This is a genomic window from Bradyrhizobium sp. USDA 3397, assembly GCF_054060965.1.
Genome location: NZ_JBSSDS010000001.1, coordinates 5,465,324 through 5,483,574, shown reverse-complemented (window position 1 = coordinate 5,483,574; position 18,251 = coordinate 5,465,324). Strand labels below are relative to the sequence as shown.

Below are 18,251 nucleotides of genomic sequence, written 5' to 3'. Positions count from 1 at the left end.
TTTGATCTTGTGAAAGGGCGGCGCATGCCCTTAGGTCTTTGGGCCCGCCGCGAGTCAGAAACCCGATATGCCGCCGTCTTCGACCAGAGCCCGCCAGAAGCCCGCACCCAGTGATGCGGGGCCGACGCTCGATCTCGACCGTTACGTCCCGGCGTTCATCACCTTCATCGCCAACAAGCTGTCGAACAGCGCGACCGCGTTCTATCAGAAGCAATTCGGCGTCAACGTCACGGAATGGCGGATCATGTCGCTGCTGGCGATCGAACCCGGCATCCCGGCCTCGCGCATCTGCCACGTCATCGGCTTCGACAAAGGGCCGGTGAGCCGGACCTTGGCAGGGCTGGAAAAGCGTGGGCTGGTGTCGATCCGCACCGACCCGAACGACGGCCGCACCCACTCGATCTCGTTGACGGCAAGGGGCCGCGCCACCCATGACAAGGTGATCGTCGCTGCGTTCGAACGCGAGCGGCGGCTGTTGTCGTGCCTCAGCAAGGACGAGCGCGAGGTGCTGATCGATCTCTTGCGCCGGCTGCACGAGAACCTCGGTGCCGTGACGGACAGCAGCTACAGCTGACGCGTCGTGTCGCGGAAGCACCCTGTCTTCCGGCATGCGTCGGCATTTGCCGACGGCACCATTCCTGCCGCGCATTGTTTCCTCCACGATCGGACGCAGCGGTTCGCCCGCCGTCATCTCTGTCTGGAACGGTTCGCACAAATTGGTTGCTTAGGCAACAAAAGAATCGGCAAGATAATGCGGCAGGGTTGCTGAGGTATCCCACTCGTCATTCCCGGGCGCGCCTAGCGCGAACCCGGAATCCATCGTGCACTACCCTTGCGGTGAAATGGATTCCGGGCTCGCGCCAAGAGGCGCGCCCCGAAATGACAGCGGAATGTGGCGTCGCTAACTCGGCCTTACAATCCGATCCACTCCCCCGACGCATCATCGTTCAGCCGCGCCACCGCATCGGCGCGGCGCGTCAGCACGGCGCGCTGGTTGATGTAGCCCTTGTCGGTGATCTCGCCGCCGTCGACCGACGGTGGCTCGGCGAGCAGCAGCGCGCGGGTGGCGTGACCGGACGAGTTGGCGCTCTGCTGTTTCAGCTTCGCCAGACCCTGCGCGATGGCGCTGCGGACCTTGTCGTGCGCCAGCACGTCGCTGGCCGCCGCCGTTTTGGGCAGACCGGCATGGGCGCGGCACGCCACGATGTTCGGGAACACCAGGAAACGCACCTCGTCGCCGCCGTGACCGGCGACGACGATGTCCTGAGCCAGCGGCGCCAGCGCGGCGATGCCGGCAACGCGCAAGCCGCCGACGCTGACCCATGTGCCGGAATTGAGCTTGAAGTCTTCGGCAACGCGGCCATCGAAGAACAGGCCGCGCTCGGGGCGCGCGCTATCGGCAAGCTTCACCGCATCTCCGATCAAGTAAAAGCCCTCCTCGTCGAACGCTTGCCTGGTCAGCTCGGGTGCCTTCCAATAGCCGGGCGTGACGTTGGGGCCGCGCACCCGCACCTCCAGCTTGTCGCCGGAGGTGACGAGCTTCAGCTCGGTGCCGGGAATGGGCACGCCGATGTTGCCGGAGCGCTCGGCGAGGAAATGACAGTCGGTGGCGAGCGGTGAGGTTTCCGTCGAGCCCCAGGCCGAGACCATCGGCAGCTTGCGGCCGACCGTCTCGAGTGAGAGCTCTTCGAGAGCATCCCACAGATTCTGCGGCAGCGCGGCCCCGGCATAGAAGGCGAATTTCACCTCGCCGAAAAAGCGGCGGCGCAATTCCTCGTCGCTGCGCAGTGCCGCGATCAGCATGTCGAAGCCGCGCGGCACGTTGAAATAGACTGTCGGCATCACGCTTCTGAGGTTGGCGAGCGAGGTCGCGAACAGGCCGGGCGCGGGCTTGCCGCCATCGATGTAGAGCGCGCCGCCGTTGCGCAGCACGAGGTTGAAATTGTGGTTGGCGCCGAAGGTGTGGCTCCAGGGCAGCCAATCGAGAATGACGAGATCGCGGCTCCGTTCGAGGAAGGTCCAGGTCTGCGCCTTGGCCTGCTGGCTCGACGTCAGCATGCGCTGGGTGTTGATGACGGCTTTCGGCGTGCCCGTCGAGCCCGAGGTGAACAGGAATTTTGCGATCGTATCAGGCGTCACCGCGGCGAAGGCTCTTGCGACGTCAGGCGTCTCGGGCGTTGCCGCAATGGCGTAGAACGCGAGCACGTCGACGTCATCGGCATTGCCGCTGATGATGTGTGCGTTGTGCAGCGGCTTGATGGCGGCCAGCGCTGGCGCGAACGGCTGGAGCGCAGAGACGTAGATCGCGCCGGGATCGAGCAGCGCAATCATGCTCTTGAGCTTGTCGAAATCTTTCGACATCAGCGAATAGGCCGGCGAGATCGCCGCCGAGGGCACGCCGACATGCTGGGCGGCGAGCGCGAGCAGCGCATGATCGATGCTGTTGTCCGAGAGGATCGCGACGGGGCGATCCGCGCTGAGCCCTTGCGCCAGGATCCAGGACGCGGCGGCGCGCACCTTCCGCAGCGCCTGCGCATAGGTGACGGTGGTCCAGGGCATTTCGACATTGCCGCGCTCGGCCAGGAAGATCGCATCCGGCCTTTGCTGCGCCCATTGCTCCAGCCAATCGCCGGTGCAGCGCGCACTCTCGCCGAGAGGCTCGGGCGAGCGCAGAACGATGCTGCCGTCGGGGCGATGCTCTGCGACGGTCCTTGGCGTTGCGAACAGGCCTGCAACATCACCATGTGGGGCGGCTGTCATGTGCTTCCTCCTCCATCCCGGTTACAGGATCGGCGGCGGCCTCGTTCCGGGCTGCTTTGGCCTATAATGTTGGGCACGCCAATTGTTGTCGTCAACAACAATCTTTCGCTCTTGGCCCAAGGGCGCTAGGGTTGCGCGACAGGAGACACGACGTGACAGCCACAGCATCCCGGGCCGACGGCCGCCACGCCCCGCGCAAGCGCGCCGGCAACGGCGCAGCACCACGCGATGGCGCCGACGGCGTCGGCCTCGACGCGCTGGTCGGCCATGCTGGCTATGCGGTACGGCGCTTCCAGATCTGGATCTTTCAGGACTTCATCAAGACGCTCGGCGAGGTCGACATCAGGCCGACGCAATATTCGGTGCTGACCGTGATCGGCGCCAATCCGGGCCTCTCGCAGATGGCGGTGGCAAAGCGCCTCGGCATCGAGCGTGCCCGGCTGGTGCACCTGCTCGACAGCCTCGAACAGCGCAAGCTGGTGAAGCGGATCAAGTCGAAGCAGGACCGGCGCTCGCATGCGCTGCACCTCACTGCGCAGGGCGAGACGGCGCTTGAGAAGTTCAAGCGGCTCGCGGCCGAGCACGAGCGGCACGTCGAGGCGAAGATCGGCAAGGAGAACCGGGCACAGCTGCTCCGGATCCTCTCCGGCTTCACCTGATCCCGACTGCCCATGATTTGGGCAGATAGGTCACTGAGGCGACCGGCCGGGCGCCGGCCGAAATGTCCTCCAAGCCACTGATCGCACGAAAAGATCCGGCACGATCATCCTGCCCGGATTCTGTACACAATGGCACATCGCTTGCTTCACTCCGGGCGAAAACGAATTGCCGGAGTTTTGCCGCCATGGGGGCCGAGCAGCCTGAAACGATCGCCGCGATTGTGGCCGCGCACCGCGCGGGCCGGCTTTCGCCGGCAGAGACCGTCGCGCGGACCTATCGGCGCATCCGCGATTACGACGATCCCGCCGTGTTCATCAGCCTGCGCGAAGAGAAGGACGCGATCGCGGAAGCGGAGAAGCTCGCGGCCCGGGCGGATGCTGCCAGCCTGCCGCTTCACGGCGTGCCGGTCGCGGTGAAGGACAATATCGACGCGCTGGGCTTCCCTACCACAGCCGCCTGCCCGGCTTTCTCCTACACGCCCACGCACGACTCGACCGCCGTCGAGCGCCTGCGCGCGGCGGGGGCGATCATCATCGGCAAGACCAATCTCGACCAGTTCGCGACCGGCCTCGTCGGCGTCCGCTCGCCCTACGGCGTCCCCAGGAATTCGATCCGCGAGGATCTCATTCCCGGCGGCTCGAGCTCGGGCTCGGCCACCGCGGTCGGCGCCGGTCTCGTGCCGCTGTCGCTCGGCACGGATACCGCCGGCTCTGGCCGCGTGCCGGCGATGCTCAACAACATCGTCGGGCTGAAGCCGAGCCTCGGCATGATCTCGACCGCAGGCCTGGTGCCGGCCTGTCGCACGCTGGACTGCATCTCGGTGTTCGCACTGACGGTGGACGATGCCGCGCTTGCGCTGTCGGTGATGGCCGGGCCCGACCTAGCCGATCCATTCTCGCGCGACCGGACGCTCGGCGCCATCACGCCGATGCCGGCAAACCTGCGCCTGGGTGTGCCGCGCAACGGCCAGCTGATCTTCTTCGGCGACAAGAAAGCGGAAGCCGCCTACAACGATGCGCTGAAGCGATGGACCGCGCTTGGGGCAACGCTGGTCGAGTTCGACCTCGAGCCGTTCTACGAGACGGCGCGGCTGCTCTATGAGGGTCCCTGGGTCGCCGAGCGTTACCTCGTGATCAAGAACCTGCTGGCGTCCGCGCCTGACGCGATCCACCCCGTTACCCGCGAGATCACCGCGGCCGGCGCGCGGCTCACGGCCGCGGAAACCTTCTCCGCGCTCTACCGCCTGCAGGGTCTGCGCAAGATCGCAGAGCGCACGTTCGCCAACATCGATGCGCTGGTGCTGCCGACGGCGCCGACGGCCTATACGACCGCGCAGGTGCTCGCCAATCCGATCGAGCTCAACAGCCGGCTCGGCACCTACACCAATTTCGTCAACCTGCTCGACCTCTGCGGCCTCGCCGTGCCAGCTGCGATGCGCAGCGACGGCATTCCGTTCGGCATCACGCTGCTGGCGCCCGCAGGGCGCGATGCGATGCTGGCCAGCATCGGACGGGTGTTCCATGCCGCTACCAAACTAACGGTCGGCGCGAAGGGTGTGGCACAGGCCCCGCTCGCGCCACTGCCCGCAAGCAAGGGCGATGAAATCCCGATTGCGGTGGTCGGCGCGCATCTCACCGGCATGGCGCTGAACGGGGAATTGACCGCGCTGAATGGCAAGCTGGTCGAGGCGACGAAAACCGCGCCCGACTACAAGCTCTATGCGCTCAAGACGACGCCGCCGAAGCCCGGCATGCTGCGCGTCGAGACCGGCACGGGCGCGGCGATCGAGCTGGAGATCTGGTCGCTGTCGTCGTCCGCCTTCGGCAAGTTCGTCAACGCGATCCCCGCGCCGATGGCGATCGGCACAATCAGGCTCGCCGACGGACGCAGCGTGAAGGGATTCCTCGTCGAGCCGGAAGTGCTGGGCGATGCGCGGGACATCACGGCGTATGGTGGATGGCGAAAATTTATGATGGAAGCTGCGAAGGCGTAGCTCTCGTAGGGTGGGCAAAGCGAAGCGTGCCCACCATCATCGTCAATTTGGAGAGACGGTGGGCACGGCGCTTCGCGCCTTTGCCCACCCTACGACACCGAGCGTGTCGTCCTACACCGACACCGCGTAGATCTCATACTCTCCGCGCACCAGCTCGATATGCGCGCGCATGGCGGCGGCGGCGCCCTGCTTGTCGCCGCGCATGATGGCGACGACGACGCGGTCGTGCTCGGCTTGCGACTTGGCGAGGCGGCCGAGGTTGCGGAACTGGGCGCGGCGGAACGGCTGCACGCGGACGCGGGTCGCGAGCGTGATCTCGGCGATGTAGCCGTTCTGCGAGCCGGCATAGATCGCGTTGTGGAAGCGCTCGTTGACCTCGTGGAAACGCTCGGGATTGCCGGTGTAGCTCAGCACCCGCAGCTCCTCGTGGACGGCTTCCAGGCCATGACGCTCGGTCGCCGACATGCGTTCGGCGGCAAGACCCGCGCACAAGGCCTCGAGCTCCGCCATCGCCTCGAACATGCCTTTCAGCCGCTCGATCGAGGGCTGCGCCACCACGGCGCCGCGATGCGGTCGCGCCTCGACGAGGCCGCTCGCCACCAATTGCCGCAGCGCTTCGCGCACCGGCGTGCGCGAGACGTTGAAGCGCCGCGCGATATCGGTCTCGTCCAGCGGCGAGCCCGGCGCCAGCGTTCCGCGCACGATCTCGTCGGCAAGCTGCAGCCGCAGCTCCTCGGCGCGCGTGACCTTCAGCAGCGACGGCGATGCACGGTCGACGCGCGGCACCACCGGCTCGGCCGGCAATGCGCCCTGCGGAAGATCATCAAGCGTCATACGGTCTCTTTCGGCTCCTCGATGATGCTGACATGAGCGGCGACGACGCGCCAGCCCTCCGGGAAACGTATCCACGTCTGCATCTGCCGGCCGACCTTGCCGGGAGCCGTATCGCGATAGAACAAGGTGGACGCCACGGCCGTGTCGCGGCCATAGCTGGTGATCACGGTTTTGGCGGTGCGGCGGTTCAGCCCGACCGGCGAACGGCCGGCGCGGAAACCGGAGATTGCCTCGTAGCCATAGAGGTTCTCGCCGATGCCGTAGCGCAAGGTGCGCGGGTCGTTGCGGAAGAGCTCGCCGAGCACGGCGACGTCGTTGCTGACGAGGGCTTGCTCATAGCGCTCGAACGCGGCTTTGACTTCCGCGATCACGTCGGGGAGATCGATCTGCATCTTAGAACCCTCTCGGCGCGGGCGCAGCGACGACGCCCATCTTCTCCAATGCGTGCGCGACGCGCAGCGCGATGTCCTCGCGCCAGGGCGCACAAATGATCTGCACGCCGATCGGCAGCGGCTCGAGCGGCAAGGGGACCGCGACCACCGGCAAGCCGATGAAGGATATCGGCTGGGTGTGGATGCCGATATTGGCGCGCACCGGCAGCTCGACGCCGTCGAGATTGAAATTGACCTGTCCGAGTTTTGGCGCGGTGCAGGGCGTTGCGGGTGCCAGCAGAACATCGACCGATTTGAAGATCTCGGTGAGTTGCGCACGATACCAGCGACGGAATTTCTGGGCGCGATCGACCAGCGGCGCCGGAACCATGGCGCCCGCGATCAGCCGATCGCGCACCGCCGGATCGAAGTCGTTCGGGCGCTTGCGCAGGCGATCGAGATGGAGCGAAGCGCCTTCGGTGGTGGTGATGACATAGGCGGCGGCGCGGGCGCGCGAGGCTTCGGGAACATCCACCACTTGCGTTGCGCCCAGCGCCTTGGCGACGCGGCTGACGGCTTCGACCGCTTCCGGAAACACGTTCTTCTGGAAGTGGCCGCCGGCGATCGCAACGCGCAAGCCGGAGATGGACTCATCGAGCAGCGGCGTGACGGGCTCTGGCCCGCGCGTGGTGCAGGCGCCGTCGTCTGCGTCCGGACCCTGCATCGCGTCATAGGCGAGCGCGAGATCGGCGACGGAGCGCGCAAACGGGCCGAGATGATCGAGGCTCGCCACGAACGGGAACGAGCGCGCACGTGACAGCCGGCCATAGGTCGGCTTCAGGCCGAAGATGCCGCAGAAGGAGGACGGCACGCGGATCGAGCCGTTGGTGTCGGAGCCGAGCGCGATCGGCACCAGCGCGCCGCCGACGGCGCTGCCCGAGCCGCCGGAGGAGCCGCCGCTCATCCGCGTGGTGTCATGCGGATTGCGCGAGGGGCCGTCATGGATGTTCTCGCCCGTGAAATCGTAGGCGTATTCGCCCATGTTGAGCGCACCGACGAGAACGGCGCCGGCCGCTTCCATCCGCTCGATCAAGGTCGCATCGCGCCTGGCGGGCGCGAGGTCCCGGTTGATCTTCGAGCCGGCGCGCGTTGAAAGGCCCGCAACATCGAACAGGTTCTTGACGGCGAAGGGTACGCCGGCGAGCGGACCGATTGTCCTGCCCGCCGCGATATCCGCATCGATCGCGCGCGCTTTGGCGCGGGCGCGTTCGGCGGTGACGTCGGTGAAGGAATTGAGGATGCGGTCATGCTGCGCGATGCGGGCGAGCGCAGCTTCGGTGGCAGCGAGCGCGGTCATCTTGCGCCCCGCAACCGCACTCGCGATCTCGGAGGCCGTCATCTCTGGCTTGGTGGTCATGGCAGCATCAGGCCGTGAAGATCGGCGCCGGCTCGGTCTCGTCCGGCAGCGCGAATTCGTCGACCAGACGGCCAAGCCGCAGCGAGACCTCGAGGTTGGCGCGAACCGCAGGCCGCCAGGCCTCCTCGATCGGCAGCGCCAGCGCCTTCGATACGGCGTCGATATAGTCGTCCAGGGGTTCGGCCATCACGCTCTCAAGCAATCAGTGCAGTCTTAGTGTGTCGGCAACGGCGGATGCGGGATCGCCGTCAGCAGCTCCTTGGTGTAGTCGTCCTTGGGATCGCCGAGAACCTGCTCGGAAGAGCCCTCCTCGACGATCCGTCCCGTCCGCATCACAATGACACGATCGCACAACAAGCGCACCACGTTCAAATCATGCGAGACGAACAGATAACTCATACCTAGCCGCGCCTTGAGGTCCTGCAGCAGGTTGAGGACGACGGCCTGCACGGAGACGTCCAGCGCCGCGGTCGGCTCGTCCAGGATGACGAGCTTGGGATGCAGCGCGATCGCCCGGGCGATGCCGACGCGGGCCTTCTGGCCGCCGGACAATTGGTGCGGGAAGCGGTCGAGCAGATTGTGCGGCAGGCCGACCATGGTGGCGAGTTCCTCGCAGCGGGCGCGGAGCGCGTCGCGACCCTTGATATCGCCAAGCTGCATGATCGGGTCGGCGATCGCGCGCGCGGCGGTGAAGCGCGGGTTGAGGCTGTCGGTGGGGTCCTGGAACACCATCTGGATGCGGCTGCGCTGCGGCAGCCGGGCGAAGGCGGCAGGCTGAATGCCGCCGATGTCCTCGCCGTCGAACTGGATCAGGCCGGAGGTCTGGTCGAGCAGACGCATCACCATCATCGAGGTGGTCGATTTGCCGCAGCCGGACTCGCCGACGAGGCCGACGCTCTCGCCATGACCGATCACGAAGCTGATGCCGTCGACGGCGCGGAACACGTCCGGCTCCACAGCCGGCTTGCGGCCGAACAGTTTACCGAGCACGGCGGTCGCGCCCTGGCGGGGATATTCCTTGACGAGCTTTTCAACGCGGAGGAGGAGCGTCTTCTCCCTCTCCCCGCTTGCACCGCTCTGCTCCCTCTCCCCGTCCTTCACGGGGAGAGGGCTGGGGTGAGGGGCAGCCTCGGCGAGCTCGACTCGTGGAGAGTTCCCCTCACCCGCCACGCTCTGGAGCGCAACTGCGCTCCAGAGCCTGTCGGCCTCTCCCCGCGTGCGGGGAGAGGCAAGAGTCTCCTCCTCCGGCAGCAAGTCTCTCAGCGACACCCCCAGCCGCGGCGTCGCGCGCATCAGCTTCTTGGTGTAGGGGTGCTGAGGGTTGGCAAAAATGTCGGCGGCGGTGGCAGTCTCGACGACGCGGCCCTTCTCCATCACGACGACGCGGTCGCAATAGGCGGCAGCCAACCCGAGATCGTGCGTGATCAGGATGGTCGACATCGCGCGGCGTTTCGTCAGCTCGACGATCAGGTCCATCACCGCCTTCTGCGTGGTGACATCCAAACCGGTGCTCGGCTCGTCCGCGATGAGGAGCTGCGGATTGCAGGCCAGCGCGAGCGCGATGACGACGCGCTGGCACATGCCGCCCGACAGCTCGAACGGATAGGCGTGATAGCGCTCGCGCGGGCGGGCGATCTTGACCTGCTCCAGCGCCTCGATCGCCTTCTCGCCGTGATCGGCGACCTGGGCCTGCTGCACATGGGTGCGCAGCACGTCCTCGATCTGGTCGCCGACTTTGCGGATCGGGTTCAGCGCGGCGCGCGGGTTCTGGAAGATCATCGAGACTTCACGGCCGCGCAGATCGCGCATCTGGTCTTCGGTCGCCGCCTTGACGTCGATGCCGGAGAACATCACCGAGCCCTCGGCGATCTTGCCGGCGCGATCGAGGATGCGCATCACCGCGTAGGATGTCACCGACTTGCCGGAGCCGGACTCGCCGACGATGGCCAGCGTCTCGCCCTTGGCCACGGAGATGTTGACGTGCTGCACCGCCTTGACGATGCCGCGTCGGGTGGTGAATTCGACCGTGAGATCCTGGACGTCGAGCAGGGGCTGGGCGGTCATGCCGATCTCCCGCCGTTCAAAAGTTCGAAAACAACCCCATGCACAGTAGAATGGCGACTGAAATCATTGGAGAATTTCTGACGTACGTCTGCCATCACGTCCTCCGCTGGGGATCGACGATGTCGCGCAGGCCGTCGCCGAGGAGATTGAAGCAGAACACGGCGATCATCAGGGCAAGGCCGGGGAAGAGCGCGATCCACCATTCGCCCGACACCATGAAGCCCGCGCCTTCGGCGACCATGATGCCCCATTCGGCGGTCGGCGGACGGACGCCGAGGCCGATGAAGGAGAGGCCGGCGGCGTTGAGGATGGCGTAGCCCATGGTCAGGGACATCTGCACGATCATGATCGGCATGATGTTCGGCAGGATGTGCACCAGGAGGATGCGGAACTCGCCATTGCCTGACAGACGCGCGGCCTGCACGAAGCCGGCATTGCGGCGGACATTGGCTTCGGCGCGCGCGACGCGGGCATAGAGCGGGAAGTTCACAATCGCCGTGGCCAGGATGATGTTCTGCACGGTGTTACCGAGCGCGGCGACGATGCCCATCGCGAGCACGAACAGCGGGAACGCCATGATGGTGTCGGCGATGCGGCCGACGATGCGGTCGGTCCAGCCGCCGAAATAGCCGGCCGCGATGCCGGCAAGGCCGCCCATCAGGAACACCAGCGCGACCGAGGCGATCGCGATGAAGAAGTCGAGGCGCGTGGCGACGATGACGCGGCTGAAGATGTCGCGCCCCAGCTGGTCGGTGCCGAACCAGTGCGCCGCCGACGGCGGCTTCAGCGCGGCGGCCGTATCCGAGGCGAGCGGGTCGTACGGCACCACGTAAGGGCCGAACAGCGCGGCGAACACGATGATCAGGAGCAGCGCAAAGGCAAAGCCCGTGACCTTGTTCTCGCCGAGGACATAGCGGGTCTGTTCAAGGATCGCGACGAGGCCTGACGTGCGGGCGGGGCCGACAGGTTCAACAGCAGGCGCAACGGAGCTCATTGTTCACTCCTGGTGCTTCATGACAGTGGGGACGAATCGGCTAGCCGGGAGCCCGCTTCACCTCTCCCGCTTGCGGGAGAGGTCGCGCTGAAAGCGCGGGTGAGGGCTCTCTCCTCTTGGGGGTTCTCGACCGCTGAAGAAGCCCTCTCCCCAACCCTCCCCCGCAAGCGGGGGAGGGAGCGGACCGTTCGCGTGGCTTCGGATGCGATCATCTACCCCTCCAACCGCACGCGCGGGTCGATCACGCCGTACAAGATGTCGATGATCAGATTGAGCAGCACGTACATCACCGCCATGGTCAGCACGAAACCCTGCACCGGCGCGAAGTCCGAGGAGATCAGCGCTTCCACCGCGTAGGAGCCGATGCCGGGCCAGGCGAACACTTTCTCGACGAGCACGTTGGCGCCCAGCAGGAACGAGAACACCATGCTGAGCGTGGTGATGACCGGCAGCATCGCGTTGCGGAACGCGTAGGTGACGATCACGGTTGCTGGCGACAGGCCGCTGGCGCGCGCGGTGCGGACGAAATCGGATGCGAGCACCGCGAGCATGGAGGCGCGCGTCATGCGCGCGATCGGTGCCAGCGAGAAGATCGCGAGCGTCGTTGCCGGAAGAATGAGCTGGCTCAACGCCGACCGGAACGCCTCGACATCGCGCGCGATCAGGGTATCGATCAGATAGAAGCCTGTTACCGTCGGCGGCGCGCTGTAGAACACGTCGAGACGGCCGAGCGGCGCCGGCGACCAGCCGAGCCGGAAGTAGAAGACATAGACCAGCACGAGGCCGGTGAAGAACACCGGCAGCGACACGCCGGCCGTGGTCGTGATCCGGCAGAGATGGTCGATCCACGATCCCGGACGCGTTGCCGCCAGCACGCCGAGCGGAATGGCGATCGCAACGGACACGAACAGGCCGAGCAGCGTCAGCTCGGCTGACGCCGGCAGGCGGTTGCGGATCTCGGTGGCGACCGGCTGGCCCGTCGTCAGCGAGTTGCCGAAATCGCCGTGCGCGAGATCGTTAGCATAGCGGAAGAACTGTTCGATCAGCGGCTTGTCGAAGCCGAGTTTTTTCCGGATCTGCTCGACGGCTTCCTTGGTCGCGGCGGGACCGGCGAAGTAGGCGGCGGGATCGCCCGGCAGCGCACGCGTCAGCAGGAAGGTGACGATGACGACGCCGATCAGCGAGGGGATCGCGAACATCAGGCGCTTGCCGATCATGGTCAGCATGGTGCTCGCTCCGCTCGCGCGACTGGCGAATAGCGAGTGGCGAATGGACATTCGCTCCTGTCGACCATCACGTCCCCCTATTCGCTATTCGCCACTCCCTATTCGCTTTCCTCACCCCTTCGCCATCGCGCGATAATCGAGCCGCCGGTGGAACCAGTATTGGTAGCCGCTGATGTTCTTCTGCATCGCGACGTTGACGAAGGGCTGGTAGAGCGGGATGCGCGGGAGGTCGGCAAAGGCGAGATCGACGAAGCCCTTCACGTCGGCATCGTAAGCGGCCTTGTCGCCGGTGGCGGCCGCCGTGCGCGCACCGTCGATGAACTTGTCCATCGCCGCCGACTTGTAGCTCATGGTGTTGAAGACGGAATTGTTGCCGTGATAGCACCAGTAGAAGAAGTACTCGGGGTAATCGAGCCAGCCCGAGAACACGTTGGTGAAGAGCGGCATCTCCTTCTTGTTGAGCTCGGTGCGCCAGTTGGCGCCGGGCACCTTGTTGATGGTGGTCTTGATGCCGAGCTGGGCGAGGCTCTCCTGCACGAGGATGCAGAGCGGCTCGTTGACGCCGGCGAAGTTGAGATCGAACGAGATCGTGGTCTCGAAGCCGTTGGCGTAACCGGCTTCAGCCAACAGCGCCTTCGCCTTCTCCATGTCGGTGTTGTACTTGTGCGGCTGGGGCCAGGCGACTTCGGTCGCCTTGTCCTTTGCGCCGAACATGGGATTGCCGAGGCCGAACAGCACCGCGTCCATGATCTTCTGATACGGCAGCGCATAGGCGATGGCCTGCCGCACCTTGACGTTATCGAACGGCGGCTTGGTGACGTTCATGCCGATATATTGGATGCCGTTGGAGAACGGCAGCGACACCACGTTGAGCTTGCCGTTCGCCTTCATCTCCTGGAAATCCTTGAACGGCAGCTCATAGGAGATGTCGGCATCGCCGCGCTCGAGCAGCGCCCGGCGGTTACCGGCCTGTGGCACCATGCGCCAGATCACGCGCTTGATCTTGGGAAGCGGACCGCCGACCCAATCCTCATTGCGCTCCATGATCACTTCGGTGCCGGCGGTCCACTTCGTCACCTTGTAGGCGCCGGAGCCGGCGGTCTGCTGTTTTGTAAACTCGAGGCCCCAGGGATCCTTCTCGCTGGCATTCTTCTTCACCAGCTCGGAATTGACGATGCAGGGCACGATCACGGCGAGATCGGGGATCGTCAGCTTGTCCTTCTTCAGGAAGTCGACGCGCACGGTGTGATCGTCGACCACGACGAACTGCTCGGCCTTGGTGAGCGAACCCGCGCTCATCTGGAAGGTCGGGAAACCGCCGACGCTGACGGCGCGGTCGAGCGACCATTTCACGTCTTTCGCGGTAACAGGCGCGCCGTCGTGGAATTTGGCGTTCTTCTTCAGCTTGAAGGTGACCGACATGTCGTCGATCTTCATGTCGTCGGCGAGCTCGCCCTTGAACTTGTCCCGGTCGTAATAGGGCACGCCGCCGGGACCGCTCTTCATCTCGTGGCTGATCAGGCGGTCGTAGCAATTCCAGGAGACTTCATAGCCGGGCACGTTTGTGCCGATGCCATGGATGTCGAGATTGTTCGGGCCGCCTTCGGAAACGATCAGCAAGGTCTCCGAGCGGGCATCGGCCTTGGCCGAGGAGATCACGGACGGCATGGCCGGAAGCGCCGCGCCAGCGGCCAACCCGGAAACGGATTTGAGGAAATCGCGGCGCTTCATGAAATTCGCTCCAACACAAAGGTTTTTTGGCTGGAGCTGGATTCGCAAGGTTTGTGCCAAGGCTTAACGGAAGACTAAAGTCCATCTAAGTCACTGATATAACAAAGTATTCCTGTTCTCACCACTCTGCACCGCAGCGCACAATTGCATACAAAGATGCGCGATTGCGTAAAACTTAGGCTGATTGGCTTGAGAGATCATTATGGAGGCAGTCGCCGGCGCTCTCCCGGCCCCCAGGAGTCATTCCGGGGCGATGCGCAGCATCGAACCCGGAATCCATCGGGCGGCAGAACGCGCGGCACAATGGATTCCGGGCTCGATGCTGCTGCGCGGCGCCCCGGAATGACGGAGGGGGCGCTCAGCCCGGCCAGATCAACTCCTGCAGTTCAACCAGATCATCCGCCCGCTCCTGCCAACCCTCGATGCAGATGTGGCTGTTGAGGTCGCTGGCGCGGTGCAGCAGCATCAGGGCCATCAGGCGGCGCTTGAGGGTGAAATCCAGCGTCGCATAGCCAAAGCCTTCGAGCAGGCTCTTCACTCTGCCCGGACGGCCCGCCGCCATGAAGGCGCTGGGGCCGAGCAGATCGTAGTCACGCCACCCCGTGAGCACGTCGCCGAAATCGAACAGGCCGCCGAGCGACCATTGGCCGTCGTCACAGGCGAGCAGAAAGTTCTCGGGGATGTATTCGCCGGTCAGGATCACGGGCGCTGCATCCATCGGGATCAGCTTGGCGGCGTCGCGCAGGAGATCATCGAGGCCGGCGAGGAATTTTGGTGCGAGGCCGAGACGCGTGTGCCGCGCGCGGCAGCCCTGCATCTGGGCGCGCATGAACGCGTCCCAGCGCGGCTCGATATGCGCGAGCGGTCCAAGCGGCGCGCGCTGCACGCTCGCAATGGTCTCGCCGATCTGGCGCAGCAGGCGCTCCTTCTGCGGCTCCGGCAGTGATGGCCAGACCTCCGAGCCCAGCGTGCCGGCAAGACGCGTGATGACGAGATAGGGCCAGCCGTTGCGCATCCCCTCCGCGACAATCTCGGGGATCGGCAGCTGCAGACGGCCTTTGAGCTGCGCCAGCGCGGCGCGCTCCGAGACGAATTGCGCTGCGAGCGGCGGCGGAAAGATCTTCAGGATCAGCTTGTCGCCGAGGCCGACCACGAGATTGGTGCCGGCCGCGAACACATGCGGCGAGCCGGCATCGAGGCCGTGGCTGCGCGCGATGTCGAGAGCGATTGGCAGCCATTGTAAGGGATCGGAGCGAAAGGCGCGGAGGCTTGCGGCGTCGGCGAGGTGAGGCAGCTGTTGCGGCGTGATTGTCATTGGCGCTTGCGTATTGAGAGCAGGGTTAACTTTGGTTGGCTCGATGCGAGCCAAGAGACGGTGCACCTCTCCCGCTTGCGGGGGAGGTCGGCGCGAAGCGCCGGGTGGGGCCTCTCTCCACGTGGGGACACTCTCCGCAGACTTCAGGCAATCCCAACGTGGAGAGAGCCCTCTCCCCAACCCTCCCCCGCAAGCGGGGGAGGGAGCGCACCTCGTTCGCAGCGGCGGCGAAACCTAATCGCAACACACCCTACCGCTCGGGACTCGCGCGCTCGAACTGGCGCAACAGCTTGTTGCCGCGCTCGACGGCGGAATCGAGCGCTGATTGCGCGCTCTTGTGGCCGGCGAAGGCCTGCTCGAGCTCGTCCTCGATCACGCCGCGAATCAGGACGAAGGAGCCGAGCCGGATGCCCTTGGAGTTCTCGGTCGGCGGATTGAGCGTGATCTGCTCGAACGAGATCGCCGAGCCCGGATTGCGCTCATAGAAGCCCTGCGAGCGCGTCAGCTCGAAGGCGGCGCGGGTCACGGGGAGATAGCCGGTGTTCTGGTGCCAGGCGGCCTGCACGCCGGGCTGGGACAGATAGGCGAAGAAGCGCGCCACGCCCTTGTATTCCTCGCGCGGACGGTCGCGCAGCACCCACAGCGTGGCGCCGCCGATGATCGAGTTCTGCGGCGCGCCCTTCACGTCGGGCCAATAGGGCATCATGCCGTAGCCGATCTCGAACTTCGAATTGGCCTTGATGTCGGCGCGCGTCGCCGAGGAGCCGATGAAGATGCCGCACTCGCCCTTCTGGAAGCGCGGCTCGGCCGACTGGCCACGGCCGCTATAGTCGAACAGCTTGGTCTTCTGCCACTCGCTGAGCGCCGCGACGTGATGCACCAGCCTCGGATTGTTGATGGTCAATTCCGCATCCAGCCCGGCGAAGCCGTTGGCCCGGCTCGCTAGCGCCAGATTATGGAAGGCCGAAAAATTCTCGACATGGATCCAGGACGGCCAGGACGTGGTGAAGCCGCAAGCAGCGCCGCGGTCGCGCAGGCGCTTGGCGGCCGCTCCCAATTCCGGCCAGGTCTTCGGCGGCGCCTCCGGATCGAGGCCGGCGTCGCGGAACATGGTCTTGTTGTAGTACAGGATCGGGGTCGAGGAATTGAACGGGAACGACAACAGATTGCCGGCGGCATCGGTGTAATAGCCGGAGACCGCCGGCAGATAATCGCCCAGCGAGAACGGCTCGCCCTGGTCGCGCATCAGGCTGAACACCGGATAGATCGCGCCCTTGGCCGCAGTCATGGTGGCGGTGGCGACCTCGTTGACCTGCACGATGGCGGGCTGGCTGCGCGAGCGGAAGGCGAAGATCGCGGCCGTCACCGTCTCGGTGTAATTGCCCTTGTAGACGGGCACGATGCGGTAATCGGATTGCGAGGCGTTGAAGTCGGCGGCGAGCTTTTCCAGCTGCCGGCCGAGCTCGCCGGACATGGCGTGCCACCAGGCGATCTCGGTGGCAGCCCGCGCAGGGGCGGCCAATGCGAGGGCCGCAAAGACGGCAACGAGCTGCAAAAGGCGCAAGGCTGACATCAGGATGGCTCTTCCCAGGCCGCGGTCGACGTGGCGGCTGTCCTGCTTAAGGCCCGGCAGTGGCCGTTTCAACCGGGAATGAACGCCGGCCGCGCCGCACAATCAGCCCGCTGGCCGGGCGCGGGATGGCCTTCCCTTCACCATCTGCTAGAGCCCCGTTCCGATCGGAACAGGCTCTAGATTCTCAATTTGACGCGTTTTCTTTACGCGAACCGGTATCCACTTCGCTTGAAAACGCTTTAGATTGCATTGAACCTTTTCCTTCCGCCATAGACTCCACCACTGAGGGGTTGAGTGTGCCAGTGTTGAGCCGTGCCGAACTCTCGCGGACCGGGGTGGTCTTCGTTGCGCTTCTGCTTGCCGCAGTCTCGTCGAGCATGGGCACGACGAGCGCGGTTGCGCGCGAATTTCGCGCCGCCGACACCCAGGCCGAGGATTACCCGACCGTCCAGGCGCTGCGCTACATGGGCGCCCTGATCGCCGAGCGCACCAAGGGCCGCCACGAGATCAAGGTGTTCCACTCCCGCCAGCTCGGGGAGGAAAAGGAGACCATCGAGCAGACCCGGGCCGGTGCGATCGACCTCAACCGGACCAATGTCGCCCTGATCGGCAATTTCGTCCCGGCGATGAACGTGCTGGCGATGCCGTTCCTGTTCCGGTCCATCGAGCACATGCAGAAGGTGCTGGACGGACCTGTCGGCAGCGAGATCCTCGGTAGCTTCGAGCCCTACGGCTTCGTCGGGCTCGCCTTCTACGATTCGGGTGCGCGGTCGATCTATAACGGGGTCCGCCCGGTGAAGACCATCGCGGACCTCAAGGGATTGCGGATCCGCGTGCAGCAGTCGGAGTTAATGAGCCAGATGATGCGCGCGCTCGGCGCCGAACCGGTCGAGCTGCCCTACGGGCAGGTGCTCACCGGGCTTGCCAACCATCTGATCGACGGCGCCGAAAACAACTGGCCATCCTTCGTGACCACGAATCATTACAAGCATGCCGGCCATTACACGCTGACCGAGCACACGATGAGCCCGGAGGTGCTGGTGATCTCTCTGAAGGCCTGGAACAGCCTGTCGGCGGAGGAGCAGACGATCTTTAAGGAGGCCGCGCAGCGCTCCAGCCGGTTCATGCGCGAGAAGTGGCACGACCTCGAGGAACAGTCGCAGCGCAAGGCGCAGGAAGCCGGCGTGACCATCATCAGGGACATCGACCGCAAGCCGTTCGAGGACGCCATGGCCGCAATCTACGCCAAGGCCGCGCGCGACCCCGCGGCGGCCGCGCTGATCGAACGGATTCGCAAGGTGGAGTGAGGCCTG

At 65.3% G+C, this 18,251-nt stretch carries 15 protein-coding genes; 4 read left to right on the top strand and 11 right to left on the bottom strand.

The genetic code is table 11. The features are described 5' to 3' along the window. Positions 1-67 precede the first annotated feature (67 nt). On the top strand, positions 68-574 hold the full coding sequence (locus ACVWYQ_RS25260; RefSeq protein WP_271546419.1) for a MarR family winged helix-turn-helix transcriptional regulator: 507 nt from the start codon (positions 68-70) through the stop codon (positions 572-574). A 338-nt stretch (positions 575-912) separates the two neighbouring features. Here ACVWYQ_RS25260 and ACVWYQ_RS25255 read toward each other — a convergent pair whose 3' ends face one another. Then, positions 913-2,760 (bottom strand): feruloyl-CoA synthase, encoded by a 1,848-nt coding sequence (locus tag ACVWYQ_RS25255; protein ID WP_456726506.1) that lies wholly within the window; start codon positions 2,758-2,760, stop codon positions 913-915. 152 nt (positions 2,761-2,912) lie between these two features. Here ACVWYQ_RS25255 and ACVWYQ_RS25250 point away from each other — a divergent pair, with 152 nt between their 5' ends. Both ACVWYQ_RS25250 and atzF read left to right on the top strand, forming a co-directional pair. Further along, complete coding sequence (locus ACVWYQ_RS25250) at positions 2,913-3,419, top strand: MarR family winged helix-turn-helix transcriptional regulator (protein ID WP_456726505.1); 507 nt, start codon at positions 2,913-2,915, stop codon at positions 3,417-3,419. Between the two features lie 185 nt (positions 3,420-3,604). Then, positions 3,605-5,413, top strand: a complete 1,809-nt coding sequence (gene atzF / locus ACVWYQ_RS25245; RefSeq protein ID WP_456726504.1) for an allophanate hydrolase — start codon at positions 3,605-3,607, stop codon at positions 5,411-5,413. A gap of 111 nt (positions 5,414-5,524) precedes the next feature. On the opposite strand, the gene ACVWYQ_RS25240 is transcribed toward atzF, so the two are convergent. The 10 genes from ACVWYQ_RS25240 to ugpB all read right to left on the bottom strand — a co-directional run bounded on the left by ACVWYQ_RS25240 (position 5,525) and on the right by ugpB (position 16,938). Continuing rightward, positions 5,525-6,247, bottom strand: a complete 723-nt coding sequence (locus tag ACVWYQ_RS25240) for a GntR family transcriptional regulator (protein WP_271546426.1) — start codon at positions 6,245-6,247, stop codon at positions 5,525-5,527. Continuing rightward, a complete protein-coding gene (gene hpxZ, locus ACVWYQ_RS25235) occupies positions 6,244-6,639 on the bottom strand; it encodes an oxalurate catabolism protein HpxZ (protein WP_157286601.1) in 396 nt (131 codons plus the stop codon). The genes ACVWYQ_RS25240 and hpxZ overlap by 4 nt, the downstream gene beginning before the upstream one ends. A 1-nt stretch (position 6,640) precedes the next feature. Then, positions 6,641-8,035, bottom strand: coding sequence for an AtzE family amidohydrolase (locus ACVWYQ_RS25230; RefSeq protein WP_404654620.1), 1,395 nt, complete (start codon positions 8,033-8,035; stop codon positions 6,641-6,643). Between the two features lie 7 nt (positions 8,036-8,042). Next, positions 8,043-8,222 (bottom strand): DUF4089 domain-containing protein, encoded by a 180-nt coding sequence (locus ACVWYQ_RS25225; protein WP_036001861.1) that lies wholly within the window; start codon positions 8,220-8,222, stop codon positions 8,043-8,045. A 26-nt stretch (positions 8,223-8,248) separates the two neighbouring features. After that, positions 8,249-10,099, bottom strand: a complete 1,851-nt coding sequence (locus tag ACVWYQ_RS25220; RefSeq protein WP_456726503.1) for a dipeptide ABC transporter ATP-binding protein — start codon at positions 10,097-10,099, stop codon at positions 8,249-8,251. 94 nt (positions 10,100-10,193) lie between these two features. Further along, complete coding sequence (locus ACVWYQ_RS25215) at positions 10,194-11,093, bottom strand: ABC transporter permease (RefSeq protein ID WP_036020304.1); 900 nt, start codon at positions 11,091-11,093, stop codon at positions 10,194-10,196. Positions 11,094-11,305: 212 nt separating this feature from the next. Beyond that, positions 11,306-12,319, bottom strand: a complete 1,014-nt coding sequence (locus tag ACVWYQ_RS25210; protein WP_456726502.1) for an ABC transporter permease — start codon at positions 12,317-12,319, stop codon at positions 11,306-11,308. A gap of 111 nt (positions 12,320-12,430) precedes the next feature. Further along, complete coding sequence (locus tag ACVWYQ_RS25205; protein WP_275510929.1) at positions 12,431-14,050, bottom strand: ABC transporter substrate-binding protein; 1,620 nt, start codon at positions 14,048-14,050, stop codon at positions 12,431-12,433. 358 nt (positions 14,051-14,408) lie between these two features. Beyond that, complete coding sequence (locus tag ACVWYQ_RS25200) at positions 14,409-15,365, bottom strand: aminoglycoside phosphotransferase family protein (RefSeq protein ID WP_271546440.1); 957 nt, start codon at positions 15,363-15,365, stop codon at positions 14,409-14,411. A 250-nt stretch (positions 15,366-15,615) separates the two neighbouring features. Next, on the bottom strand, positions 15,616-16,938 hold the full coding sequence (gene ugpB, locus ACVWYQ_RS25195; protein WP_404545353.1) for a sn-glycerol-3-phosphate ABC transporter substrate-binding protein UgpB: 1,323 nt from the start codon (positions 16,936-16,938) through the stop codon (positions 15,616-15,618). Positions 16,939-17,234: 296 nt separating this feature from the next. On the opposite strand from ugpB, the gene ACVWYQ_RS25190 reads away from it, so the two are divergent. Beyond that, entirely contained in the window at positions 17,235-18,245 is a 1,011-nt protein-coding gene (locus ACVWYQ_RS25190) for a TRAP transporter substrate-binding protein (RefSeq protein WP_338025316.1), read from the top strand. Positions 18,246-18,251 lie beyond the last annotated feature (6 nt).